This window comes from Paenibacillus turicensis (genome assembly GCF_017873435.1).
GTDB lineage: Bacteria > Bacillota > Bacilli > Paenibacillales > Paenibacillaceae > Fontibacillus > Fontibacillus turicensis.
Genome location: NZ_JAGGKG010000001.1, coordinates 378202 through 392019, shown reverse-complemented (window position 1 = coordinate 392019; position 13818 = coordinate 378202). Strand labels below are relative to the sequence as shown.

11 protein-coding genes are annotated in these 13818 nt (G+C 39.4%); all 11 read left to right on the top strand.

Going from position 1 to position 13818, the window contains the following annotated elements:
- Window positions 1-28 precede the first annotated feature (28 nt).
- The 11 genes from J2Z32_RS01580 to J2Z32_RS01530 all read left to right on the top strand — a co-directional run bounded on the left by J2Z32_RS01580 (window position 29) and on the right by J2Z32_RS01530 (window position 13728).
- On the top strand, window positions 29-3382 hold the full coding sequence (locus J2Z32_RS01580; protein ID WP_210087373.1) for a DUF5704 domain-containing protein: 3354 nt from the start codon (window positions 29-31) through the stop codon (window positions 3380-3382).
- 314 nt (window positions 3383-3696) lie between these two features.
- Window positions 3697-8757: a pre-toxin TG domain-containing protein gene (locus J2Z32_RS01575; protein WP_210087372.1), complete on the top strand. Its 5061-nt coding sequence runs from the start codon at window positions 3697-3699 to the stop codon at window positions 8755-8757.
- 14 nt (window positions 8758-8771) lie between these two features.
- Window positions 8772-9320 (top strand): hypothetical protein, encoded by a 549-nt coding sequence (locus J2Z32_RS01570; protein WP_210087371.1) that lies wholly within the window; start codon window positions 8772-8774, stop codon window positions 9318-9320.
- A gap of 339 nt (window positions 9321-9659) precedes the next feature.
- Entirely contained in the window at window positions 9660-10115 is a 456-nt protein-coding gene (locus J2Z32_RS01565) for a hypothetical protein (RefSeq protein WP_245251039.1), read from the top strand.
- Between the two features lie 202 nt (window positions 10116-10317).
- Window positions 10318-10704: a hypothetical protein gene (locus J2Z32_RS01560; RefSeq protein WP_210087370.1), complete on the top strand. Its 387-nt coding sequence runs from the start codon at window positions 10318-10320 to the stop codon at window positions 10702-10704.
- A 108-nt stretch (window positions 10705-10812) separates the two neighbouring features.
- Window positions 10813-11304 carry a hypothetical protein gene (locus J2Z32_RS01555; RefSeq protein ID WP_210087369.1) on the top strand — a complete coding sequence of 164 codons (492 nt, stop codon included), beginning with the start codon at window positions 10813-10815 and terminating at the stop codon, window positions 11302-11304.
- Between the two features lie 153 nt (window positions 11305-11457).
- On the top strand, window positions 11458-11811 hold the full coding sequence (locus tag J2Z32_RS01550; protein ID WP_210087368.1) for a hypothetical protein: 354 nt from the start codon (window positions 11458-11460) through the stop codon (window positions 11809-11811).
- 69 nt (window positions 11812-11880) lie between these two features.
- Window positions 11881-12186, top strand: coding sequence for a barstar family protein (locus J2Z32_RS01545; protein ID WP_210087367.1), 306 nt, complete (start codon window positions 11881-11883; stop codon window positions 12184-12186).
- A 73-nt stretch (window positions 12187-12259) separates the two neighbouring features.
- A complete protein-coding gene (locus J2Z32_RS01540) occupies window positions 12260-12457 on the top strand; it encodes a hypothetical protein (RefSeq protein WP_210087366.1) in 198 nt (65 codons plus the stop codon).
- A gap of 188 nt (window positions 12458-12645) precedes the next feature.
- Window positions 12646-13152, top strand: a complete 507-nt coding sequence (locus J2Z32_RS01535; protein WP_210087365.1) for a DUF2247 family protein — start codon at window positions 12646-12648, stop codon at window positions 13150-13152.
- A gap of 171 nt (window positions 13153-13323) precedes the next feature.
- Window positions 13324-13728: a DUF6508 domain-containing protein gene (locus J2Z32_RS01530; RefSeq protein ID WP_210087364.1), complete on the top strand. Its 405-nt coding sequence runs from the start codon at window positions 13324-13326 to the stop codon at window positions 13726-13728.
- The last annotated feature ends 90 nt before the right edge of the window (window positions 13729-13818 follow it).

Here is a 13818-nt window from a genome sequence, read left to right as displayed (position 1 = left end):
TATATATCATAATTGGGAGGCTAGATGATTGAGAATAAAGAAAAAAATTAATATATTTTTATCTGCTTTACTACTTTTTAGTTCATGTTCAGGAGTAGGATCACCTAATGTCAATGCTCAAGAAACAGAAGAAAGTGTTATGGCCACCAAAAAAATTGCATCATATTTAACTAGCAATAATCAAGAAGTTAAATCCACAAACATATATCCTTACCAAGATTCTATTTTTACTAAATATCCAAAGCTAAATGCACAAATAAACGAGGATGTAGGAAAAGGTAAAATTATTACAAAAATAGAGTTTTTGAAAGGTGAAGAAGTTGTTCAAACTAAATTTGTAAATTCACAAATGTTTAAGGGGAGTGTTGCGTTAGCTGCTGAAGAAGTACTAGTCGTTTCAAAAGATAATATATCTCCTTCTGGCGCTACTATTGCATTCAAACGAGTAGGGACAAAATGGAAAATGTGGGGTTCCAAAAGTTGGTATCAGCCAGTCCCTTCAAAGGCTGTTAAACCCACAAAAATTAAAGGTACTAATATGGATGCATATCCAGGTACATTCATTAACCACATGGCAGAATTTAATCGTATTGAGTCATATAAAAGCGATAAGTATCCAGGAGCTGGTCGCTTTAAAGAAGACTATTTAGATGACTCTTCTACTACATTATCAAAGTTAAATCAACCGATTTTAAATTTGGATGACCCTAACTGCAATCTACAAGTTGAATGGAATAAAGAAGTAAAATATCCTTTAGGAACTGGTTTTGCTGATACTTCAACAAAAGTATATGATTTAAAGGTTACTTCGTTAGGACATGCTAAAATATATTTCTCACAGTTTTATAATCATACGGGTCTTTATGAACCCGGTAGTTCAATAATGTTCTATCTTTCAGCTTATAAATACACGATTAAAACTAATACGTACCGCTATCCAGATCGTATAAAAGTATACTACAAAAAAGGAAAAGATAAGCCGACACCATCAGATCCTAAATGTACTGATCCTGTCCCTGCTCAAACGGTAGACGGAAAGGATTTAGAACCTGCTGTTCGTGCCGAGATCAAAGCAGATACACGTGGGGGCGAGCAATTTAACGTTCTTCAAGGTATCCCCACATCAGAGTCCTTGTACGGCAATGTATTCGCTAAAAATTACTTATATCAAAATAAATTTGTACAGATGACAGGGAAATGTACGTTTGAGGTCACGGTCAATAAAACATTTACGCTACAATGGGAGGAAACAACAACCGTCACCGATGCTAACGGAAATAGCACTGAAAAAACAGAAACGAAAACGAAACCACAAACGGTAACGAAAACGTATGAAGTTGAACGTCCCTTTTCCTACTGGATCATAGATAATTTAGAAGTCTATCAAATCGATGAAGCTAGACTGAGGAATTACGCCTTTGATGGGGAGGAAATTTCAATCAGTCCTCAAAACTATGATCCACCTCTATACAGTACTGAGGAAACAGGAGGTTATGAAGCCCCTGATCCTCCTAGCAGCATCGATACCACAGGGGGGGTAATCCTTGGTGAGGACGCTTCCGGTGAAGAATTTCCAGAAGATGCAGAGAACGCCGTAGACAAAGTCAAAGTCACCAACGACACCTTCACCTTCGAGGGTACGACGATCATGGACGGTACTCAGACCGAGGAAAGTGGGCCAACGCCAGGTCGTATTCAGCAAGCATCACAAATCGGAAAGGACGTTTTATATAGCCCTTACAATATGATTCCAACCACCAAAACCAACAAAGCGAATCAGCCAAGTATCGGCAAGATTTTCTACGGACTGATGTCAGGCAATATCAATGGGGGCGAAGACAAGGAGTACCCCATCAACGGGATTAACTCCGTCACCGTACATACGCCAGTGGTGTTATATCCTTCGGTGTCCGACGACCAGGCACATAATCAAAAAACGGAGCCTGCACAACATCGCTCCGCCATTATTTTAGAGCGCCCGTTTACCGTTCATTTACCGAACAGTGGGCAACATACGAACTATAAAGGTTATGGCACCCGCGATTATGGCAAATATGTGCGCGATAAGCAAGTAAAGTTCCCATTTGATGTGTATGATGTATTCCGCACCACCTTTTATCCGAAAGGGACTTGGATTGATGTCGCAAGCTATGAAGAGGAAGTGGAGTTTTATTTACCCGTTTGGGTAGACGAAGGCTTTTATGATGTCGAGATGCGCACATTTGCGGAAAATGCACCCGAAAATCCGAGTGAACAAACCAATGCGAACTTAGATTTAGCACACCATGTTGCAAAGGCAATTGTACCTGTGGATGTTGTGGGCAGGTTGTACGATTTTCATGTGACGGACATCGCAGATTTTAACTGGGAATCCGTGTTTCGGATGGAGCAAAGTAGCCGAATGCATACGGGTAACAGCTATTGGGTCGGACAAGGGGACATCGACGGTGACCCAAGATATACTTCCTCTCAATATACTTTGCCCCTACGCCCAGGAAGTCACCCTGTGTTTAAAAACCTGGTGACGAAAACAGGCTATCACTTTAAATTTGAGCTAAAAACAAAAGGAAATATGTTTAGCGCAAAGGATGGGATAGAGATCGTCCCTCGTTTTTACTTTATTCCGCTAGAGAAGGTGGAGGGCAACCCGACGCCACAGATCGGGGAACGGGTGCCTGTTGATTTATATTATCATACGAATGACAAATACTTTATCCAAATCGGCTCCAAGGACGATAAGGAAAAAAGATATGTGATCCTAAACGAACGGTTACGGAATGTACCACAGGTTGAACTCGAGGATACGGCGCGTTATCAGTATGATGTAGAGAAGAGCTTCTCAGAAGTGAACCAAATCAGCCGCGCTCAATATCTCGCGCAATATAAGGACAAAACGACAAAGCAAAAGACAATGGTGGGTGGGTATGGTGGTTTATTTTTAAGTGCACCCATCCGCACCTATATTGGACCAAAGACCGAGCTACCCACAGGGGTAGACCCGTACCGCGCGAATGCAGCGATCCAAAAATGGTATGGTGAATATAGCATCCCTGCTGGGGTGTATGCAGTAGAGAAAGGCACCAATATTGCAGAATATGGACGGACGCACCAAGGTCTTGATGATGCTTCTCCGATCTTTTTAAAGGAAGGCTACATTGTCGTGAACTTTGATCTTCGTAGCGTGCAAAATGGGCAGAGGGATACACCGCACCTGCAATATATTCAGGGCAAGCTCATGAATCAATGGAGCCAGATGGAGGGCTTTAAGAAGGATGTCATCGATCCCTATGGCAGAACCTTACCCATCCAGGATGGCGATGTGATTTATTACGATGGCAAATACTCGAGTCGCAGTGACTTTGTCCCGATGGTGACGCATTAAGCAAAGCAAATAGAATCATAGATGCTAGTTTTACTTAAAATAGGCTTCTCTTTCGTAGTGGTGTAAGGTGACACACCAACTGCGAAAGGGGGGCTTTTTCAATGTAGAAGAGGTCATTGTTGGTGTCGTACCCTAGAGAGTTACATCTATAATTGTGAATTTTTAAAGAATAAAGGATATATTTCCTATTCTTTATGTTATTATTTTCCTATAAATATAAAAATGATAGGACTTTTGGGTCTTTTTAGGAGATTGGTAGGGGACACGGGCGTAGTTAAACAGGAATACATAGTAAGAGAAGAGGGAAATGACAGATGCAGATAGAAGTGAGAGCTTCGGATTTAGAAGAGCTTGGCTCGAAATTAAGAAGATCGGGTCGTGAGATGGGGGATATCCGTGCTGAATTACAGCGAGCGATGCGCTCCCTCACCTTGCGAAGTCAAGGAAGAGCGGAGGTAGATGCGTCCTATCAGATGATTGAGCGGATGCTTCAGCAATTGGAGCAAGACCTTGATCGATTTAGTCGTGGGGTCAGTCAAAAAGGCATAGGCTTTGATGAAGCGGATGGCAAAGCACCTCCGTTTGAATGGGGAAAGGTGTGGGAAGTATTTAAGGTTGTCACCAGCATGGCCTTAGATTTTGTTCCTATCGTAGGCAATATTAAAGGTGTGCTAGAGGCAATAACTGGGCGTGATTTGATTACGGGCGCAGAATTGAACTGGTATGAACGCGCATTAGCCTTAGTGGGTCCATTGGGCAAAGGTCTCAAAGGGGGCGCCAAAATCCTGAAGGCGAGCAATGAGGTGGTCACAGGGATTAACAAAATCGTGAAAGCCACCAATACCGTGGTTTCCGTGGTTGACGATGGCAAAGGGATTGTCGAGGCGATCACGGGCGTGGATATAATGACGGGGGAAAGGTTAGCGCCATGGCAGCGACTGATGGCCATAGGGGGTACGGCAGCGAGTGCGGGGATAAGCAAGGTGAAGAATAAGAAAGATAAGCTGTTCCAAGCGGCAGATGAAGTGACAGAAGGCATGCCGAAGATGAAGAAAGCGGATGCGCCTTTGGATGGAATAAGAGAGGGGAGTATCCACAAGGAAAAAGGAAAGCATCCTGAAATTTCTGAGGGGAACCGAACTGGGGATGGAGGCCATCACGGACTTGAAGCAACTGCGGCAGGGACAACGGTAGCAGCGGCGAGTGCCATGAGAAATCCAAAGGACGGCAAAGCCAGTGTGTCAGATTCCTCACTCAAGTATGAGCAAGGGAATCATGGGAATCAGGTGGAAACGAGTCCACAAGCTAAAGCGGATAAACAGCACTTTGAAAAAGGGCAGGAATATTCAAAAGGAAGTAAACCTGAGCAAGTCCCAGCTCAATGTAAAAACGGTGATCCCGTGCATGTCGGGACAGGTCAACAGTTTATGGTTCATTCGGCGTTAAAGCTGTATGGCGCTGCAACCTGGGATTTTAAGCTTCTATATAACTCTAGCTTACTACAACAAAGTGTACTAGGCTTAGCGTGGAGTCATAATTATGACATGCGGTTAGAGTTTAATCAGGGAAAGCAAGGAGAGCAAGGAAACGAGGCTTCTTTCTCACAAAACGAACGCAAAAATAGTGTACCAAGTGAATGTATCACCGTCTGGTGGACGGCAGGACAACGAAATACATTTACCCGCCAAGCCGATGGGGTTTATCGCGCTACAGATCCCGATGTCCTGTTGGATGAGCTTAGACCCGTAACAGAGGGGTATGAACTACGTGTAGGGTCTTCGCGAGAACGGTTTTACTTTAATGAATCAGGGCTGCTGCAGCGCCATGTTAACCGTGTGGGGATGGTATTGCAAGCTAGTTATGATGAGCAAGGGTTCTTGCAACGCTTGGAGGATAAGTTAAGTGGTCGTGCATTCCATTTTATGTATGAACAAGGGCGGATTGTACAGGTTGCAGATGCACATCGTCAGGTTACCTTTGCCTATAGTGAGGCAGGGTGGTTAGCGGAACTCATCGATGCAGAGAACCTAGTGACCACCTTCACGTGTGATGGAGAAGGACGAATCTTAACGATGTCTACCAATGGCAAACGCAATTTAACCAACATTTTTGACGAATACCACCGGGTTATCAAGCAAATTGATGCGAAGGAAAGTGTGACGACCTTCCAGTATGATGCGTATAGTCAGCCTGGGTACTTTCTAACCACCGTGACCAATCGAGCAGGCGAAGTGGAACATCATGTGTATAATGACCGTCACCAGTTGCTTGAAATTCGTGGAGAAGAAGGTGTCCTTCACCGTTATACGTATAATGAGCAAGGACAAATGGTTACGGAAAGCAATGCACTTGGGGAGACAAACCATCGTACCTATGATAAAAAGGGACAACTCATTGGCTATCAGGATGCACTTGGACAAGAAACAAGCTTTATTTATAATGAAGCAGGTTTACTGATCGAAGAGAAAAATGCACTCGGCGCAGTGACCATGTATACGTACGATGATCAAGAGCGACTCATTACAATCACCCGTCCAGATGGTGCAAGCTGTCACTGGGAATATAACGACATAGGTCAACTATTAGCCTATCACAATTATGCTGGGGAAACGGTACGCTACAACTATAAAGACGGTGGGTATATTGAATCGATGGAGGATGGTGAAGGTCGCCAAACGATTTTCATTATGGATGAAGTGGGACGTATGGCAGGCATGCAAGATGCCCATGGAGGCACCCTCCTACGTACCTATAATAATGATGATCAATTAACCGAAGTAAAGGATGCGTTAGGGCGCACATGGCAGTATCGTTATAACCTGGATGGCGAGATTACAGCGATTACGGATCCAGCAGGGGCAACCACAAGCTATACGTATACGGCTACGAATAAAGTGGCAACGGTCACGAGTGCACTCGGTCATGTCCATCGCTACACGTACGATGGGGAAGATCGCCTGATTGCGGAAGAGGATGCACGTGGTGGAATTACAAAGCTTCACTATGATGATCGTGGACGCGTGTCAGCTGTGACGGATGCCTTAAATCGCAGTATCACCTATAGTTATGATGCGACAGGACGGCTGCACTCAGTAAAGGATGCACTCGGTCAACCCGTCCAGACGTTAACCTATGATGTCAACGGTCAACCGATTGCGATCACGAATGCGCTTGGTCATACGACGCATCGCCGCTTCAATGCCTTGTATCAACCGATGGAGCAAACGGAAGCGGATGGCATCAAAACGGAATATCACTACGACGAACTTGCACGTTTGCAGGAAGTGGTGCAGGACAGCGAGCAGTGGCGGGCACGGTATAGCCAAAGCTATGATGCAGAGCATCGATTGACGAAGTATAAAGATGCTAACGGCAATGAAACCACGCTGACGTATAACCGAAGTGGACAGGTCATCGAGGAAAAAAACAACACTGGACATGGGCTAAGCTATGCCTATGATGAACGTGGTTTGCTCAAAACTCAGCACAATGCACGTGGGCAACAAGGTAGCTACACCTATGATGCCGCAGGACAACTTCTCTGCTTAACAGATGAAGTGGGGCAAATTGAACTCACGTATGATGAAGCAGGTCGCTGGATCGAAGGAAAGGAAACGATCAGGGAAGCTTCAGGTCAGGATGGAGCATGGAAAACCAAGCAGAAGCAAGAGGCATTACTCCAAACTGAGGGTCAAGGCAAAGAAAGTACACAAACCCTCCGTCGTAGCTACGATGCTTTAGGCAGACTGATCGAACAATGGGATGTATGGGGGCAGCGAATTGGCTATGCCTATGATGAAGTCGGCAACCTGACACATCTGACATACCCGGATGGGAAAGTGGTGGAATACCGCTATAACTTAGCAGGTGAATTGACGGAGGTGAAGGATTGGGCAGGCAGATTAACACGGTATCGGTATGATGTAAATGGACGTGTGATCGAGACCCACCGTCCAAATGGGACACGTGAACGCCGAAGCTATGATGTCTTAGGTCAGCTCCTTCGCCAACAGGATGCCACTGCGCAAGGGATTCTACTTCAGGACTTAAAATATGAGTATAATGAAGTCGGTCAAATTGTCCGAGAACAAAACAAGCAATATACGTATGACCAGCTTCGCCGTTTGATCAGTGGAGCAGATCAGGGAAAGATTACGTATTATCGTTATGATCTAGGTGGGAACCTGACCGAGCAGAAGGAAGCAGACAGAGAAACAGGAATAGGGAATGAAGGAACAATATCCGTATTTGGCTACAGTGCAGATAATCGCTTGCGTCGTGTTGGCAACTACCCAACAGAGCATGATGCGGATGGGAACTTGCTATACTTCACAGATGGCGAAAAAATGGCAGCGTATGAATATGATGCGCGTAATCGTCTCATTCAAAGTGGTCGAATGAAATATCGGTATAACTTGCGAAATGAACGTATTGAAAGCGTTTGGCGTGGAAAGGTAACACGCTATGTAGTGGATGATTCAAGTCGATTTAGTCGAGTATTAATGGAATTAGATGGGGAAGGAAATATCCTGACTCGTTATGTATATGGACTTGGATTAATAGGTAGAGAAGATGCAGGGACAGGGTTGTATCAAAGCTATCATAGTGATATTCGAGGAAGCACAACCATCCTAACAAACGAACACGGACTGGTGACTGACCGCTATGCCTATGGAACCTATGGTGAAGTGGAGCATTTCGAAGGAAATACATCACAACCGTTTCAATATAACGGTAGAGATGGTGTCATGCATGATATCAATGGGCTATACTATATGCGAGCGCGGTATTACCATACAGAGCTCAAACGGTTTTTGAATCGGGATGTCATCCGAGGTAACCTAACCGAAGGACAGACGTTTAACCGTTATGTGTATGTGAATGGTGATCCACTGAGGTATGTGGATCCATTGGGGTTAGCAAGGTTAGGGTGTGAGGTTTTTGAAGAGGCAAAGGTACCTAGAACCGGAGAAGAGTGGAATGAGTACTTTAAGGAGCAATATGGCGATGGAAGTGTTGCTTGGGGAACAGACGGTTCGATTAAGTTAATTGATTTAAGTCCAAAGGCATTAAAACATCCTATTAATGATCATATGCCAACGAAATATGCCCAACAATTAAAATATCAGAGTAAAGAGGCAGTTGAGGCTTATTTAAATAAAAAATCATTTTTCAATCCAGATTGGACAGAAGAGCAAGTGAAAAGTGCATTAAATCTAGGGTACAAGGATGCTATATCTAACGGAGTTTCAAATGGGTATCACTCTTATGAAATATATGGAGAGACAGTACAAGTTTATATACGTGAGGGTAAATTTACTACAGGTTTTGGTAGTTATAAACTTAATTATCAAGATCTATTAAATCTAAACTAATAGGGGCGGTTTACGTGTTTAAGATAGACTATCGAATAGTAGATGATTTTAATGAATTAAGAGCTGTTACCTATAAGGAATTTAATGAGGATTTTACAGATATATTTGGTTTTTTTTCAGTTAATTATAATGGTATTATAGAAGGGTATTATCATGATAATAAGTTAAGAAAAGATGAAAACGGTCAAGATATGTTAGTATCTTGGTTTGATTTATTTCTTTCTGTATTAGAAAATTTTAATAATTCGAATTACGTTGCATTTAGGGAAGTTGGGACACTTGATATTTGGTATGAATTTCAATATAAACAAGATGAAATATACATTAGTAGAACTCAGGGGATTGTCGAAAAGGAATACATCATATTTGAAAAACATGAAAACTTCAAAAGTTCTGTATGGAGTGGTGTTAAAATACCATTTAATGATTTTAGAAATGAGATTATGCTTAAAGTAAAAGATTTTATCTTACAGATAGAACTAATTAATAATCAACTAATTAAAGCAGATATACTAAATAATCTTATTTTGAAAATGAAGAGAGTTGAAGAATTAAATTATTAAAGCCTTGTAGAACAAGAAGAAAGCAAGTTATACATTGGACTTGTGTTATTAATGTGACACAAGTCCTTATTTGTTAAAAGAAAACCATATGCTATGCGTATGGCTCAGGAGAGCTTTAAGTGATGTGAAAAAATTCCTCCCGATGTTACAATAAATTTGCTTTGCCAACCGAATTTACTGAACAACAAGAGGAATAAGGGTGCCATCTGATAGCAAAGACTATTTTAATGATATGAGATTCTAATATATCGGTATGGGAACTGGATCGGCTACACTAAGTTGGACAGAAAAAATAAGGGTTTGTAGAATAAACTTATCAAGTTAAGGAGCGGATCTACAATGCCAAGACAACAACGACGTACATTCACAACTATGAAGCTCGAAGAAATTGAGAGATTACCTGATAGGATGTCAGCAGATGAACTAGTATTACTGTTTAAAAAAGTATTAATAGAGATAGAATCAGAAAATAATGATAAACAAGAGTTTTTATTGATTCTTAACCAATTAACAGACAGACAAGTTATGACATATGAATTACTTGAAAATAGTGTTAGAAAACAAGTGGATAAGATTCTTTGTAGATTATGGAATACTGACTCTTATGAAGATGTTGATATTATACTTTCAATTGTTGTAAATCTTGGTTTAGAAGACTGTTTTACTACAATTAAGCAGTCAATAATTCAAAACAAGAAAATTGATGATATGATTTTGAATGAAATAATAGAAACCATTGATGAAGTTGGTAAGAATATTGCAAATCCGTACCATGATTTAGAAAATATGAAATAGAATTATACAATTCACTTTTTACTAGATACTAGTTAAAATTTAAAGAGGCTGGGTTTTGTCCCAGTCTCTTAAAGCAAAACATGTTCGAGACGGATGCATAACTAAAGTAGTAAAAGTATATAGAGAATTAGAGGAAGTATTTGGAAAACTATATCCTAAAAGAAATAATTGCTCAACCTGAAAGCTTCCAAGAGGTGAATAGATGAAAATTATAATCAATAGTTATGAGGAAAATAATGAAAAAATAAAGGTGGTATTCTCCTCCGAATTTGGTGAAGGTATAGCTTTATGGCAGGGCACGCATCCAAAGGAGGGTATGTCCTACGATGTCGAGCTAGAAATTCCAAACGTATTAAAATGGAGTAAGGATATCCATGAGACAAACTCACATTTATATTCAATTAAAACAATAAATAACAGAGTTTGTTTCGAAAGGGAATTTGAATCAGTTAGTGACGAGGATGGTTGTATGGTAGTTCGCTTTGGCAACAGTATTATTCTTCTTGAAACTGAAGGAGTTCCTACAGGGGTGCAAAGTTTTTTAAGATTTGAAACAGATAATTTAATCATCTATGAGAATAATATATAGCTACGTTAGGTCGTGGGATCTTTGAGTAATACTTTTTAAACCTTGATTGTCTTTCTCGTTTCAAGGTTTTTTTGACATACTACTAAAGTTTGATAGGAGTAGAAAACAATGAGAATAACAGAAATAGACTTAGAAATTGAAGATATTGAATGGTATGGTATAGATTCAAATGGTAGAATTGCTCAATTCACATCGGGAGGAAGTAAGATGGTTCCTGAATTTATATGTGAGTCAAGAGAGAGACTTGATTCAGTTTGTGTTTTTTTTGATAATCTGAAGCCTAACAATATACACAAAGTTTCATTTAATGAAAAGGTAACCAAATTCCTTAAAGAGGATTATCTAGAAGAATGTAAAATCATATCTCAAAAAGGTTTATATTGTTATGATATTTCTGATGAGCAAGATAATAAAGGTGAATATATGCTTATATGCAGACCATCCTGTGAATTACTTATTTCAGATTTACCAGAAAATTTACAAAGTGCTTTATTAAACTATAAAATAGCTAATACTAACTTTAATATTAATGAGACTATAATGATAGAAAAAGAACCTATTACCATGTTGGAGTTGTCGACTTCTCAAGAAACGTGGTAGTGCTAACCTTAACTAATGAGAGTCTATGCATGTCGTAGGTTTCTTCATTTTGGTTGATCGGGGTAATTATCTTCAATTTCTACCATGACTAATCTATTTTCTGATCTAAAAGTTGAGATACATCTATCCTTATAAAAAGTGAAGTGAAAACTATTGAAAGCAGAGGAAATCCAGCAGAAGATTGATACCCTTTATTATTGGGATGCAAGTGTATTAAGCTTGTTGTGTGACCATTTTGCTGATGAAGTTACATTGGTTTATGAGGATTCGGAGGGGAATGTGACCTATAAGTTTAATGGTTGCTATAAAACAATATTTGAACACAGTATTGGTTACGAAAAAGAAGTGCCAATCAATAATTTAACACGTGCACAAATGCCTTATTTCTTGCATGACGTGGTAGTTGAGGAAGTTGAATTGGAAGGACGAAAATTCTACTCTTGCAAAATAACTATGTCTCCTATGACTTTAGAAGTATTGTGTAAGGAAATAGAAGTTAATAGGTAGGTTCTTAAAGACACATTATATGAAAAAGTTGATTTTATTGAAACCTATAAGTAAAGGAATGGAAATTAGATGATCTCTCATGAAGGTGATGTAAGAAAAGAAAGGGTATATTTAGATGTTGGAAACATTCAGAACTCAAATGGACTCCATTCACTATTAAAAACTGAACTTGAATTTCCGAATTTTTACGGAATGAATTGGGATGCCTTTTGGGATGCGATTACAGGATTAGTTGAATTACCAGAGACTCTTTATTTTGAAAGATGGGATAAACTAAAAACAGTTTTACCTGAGGACGCACAAATATTATCTCATCTTTTAAGTAAGTTTAACGAGGAATATTCCGCTTGGAAATGTAATGTAAATTATAAATAATATACATAGAATGAGTATACGTTTCTTTACCATAATTAATATTACATAACCTACTAAAGGATCGATACAAAAAATGAATATAACAGAAATGGAGCAAGCTATAATTACAAAGGTTAAACAAATTCATGATTTTTTTCAAATAATCTCAACAAAATTTACAATAAATATTTATAATCCTTTTATTGAAAAGTGTAACAATATAATTTTAGATTATTTAGGACCGGAGGCAGTGCAGATTAAATTCAATACTGGTGAAGTTATTATTATTTAATTTTATAAGATTGTAGCATAATAGATAAGCTAATAGGCCATATTCTAATCCAGAAATTCTAATATTTGAAGATATTCTCAGTCGGTTTTTGAGCTGCGGTGAAGTTTGACAGGCGGTCATGAAAACCAAGTTGCCTAGAGAGCTGAATTGTACCAAAATGGAAGTATGAATGGAGTACCGATTAAACCATGATACCATTACATTTATTTCAGAAAAATAAAGTTCCAATAACATGGACAAGCTTGTTGATAGGAATCGAAGGCCCAGGTAAATTTGAAAAGCTTTTAGAAACACAGGAAGTAATTAATTATGCTATTGAGTATATGGATTTAAATGAGGATTACCCTAACGAGGTACTTGAATTAGCAAGCGCATATAGGAATGAATGTGAATTAGTTGAAAAACTTCTGAGGGATTTATCATCAAGGGAAGGAGTCAATAGGGAAGATGAACTGAAGAAGTGGATTATAATACTATTAATTGAAACTTTGAGTGAACTTCCTGAAAATCCTCTCTATGGTTTAATTGTTTTAACAGAGTTTTGGGAAAAATTTGATTATCCCGATTACAGTCCTCATACTATTCAGGGAAAAGATAACGAGATAAAACCGGAAGAATACTATACACAGGCTTACTATGAGAATTGTGTCAATAAACATAAAGAATGGATAGATAAAATGATAAGAAATATGTAGTATTTAACCTTAATTGAGTACTTCCACTCAATTAAGGTTTTCCTTTTCACAAATACTCTATTATTTTTTAAATTATTTAAAAACAACTGGGCTTGAGCTGTCAACATTAAAGCAATATTCTATGATACTTTAAAATATCTATTAACACATCCCCACCAAGGAGGCCTCACCTTGCCAACCCAAAACCATAACAATTACCACCAACTGCTACAGTTCATTTCCTTTTTCGAGTCCAATGAACCTAAATATATAGTTGAAAATGAGTTAAGCTTTGATCCTTTTCGCTACACAGAAAGGTTTTATGAGTTCATTATGTTGGCTTCAGAAATGTTAGTCATCGTTGGATTTGATTGGCGTACGTTTAGCGAAGAGCAGCCTAGTACAACTAGAGAAAATTTAGCCCAGCAAGTCAAAGAGATGGACTTTGAAACCATTCGCAAATGGATGACAACAATTACTCGTCAGGAGCGTTATTGCTCAGGCACCTATGCGCAAATGATTGATCAGGGTGTGTTTCTGGCAATGCTACAACGTATCAAACAGCTTTTAGATGATGGAAGCATACAAGCTCCTTAATCTAGAAGTGAAGCTAATCCAGATATCTTTGATCCTACGCAAATCTGACTTCTTGTCATTTAATAATAAAATCCTGAATCAACTTCAATA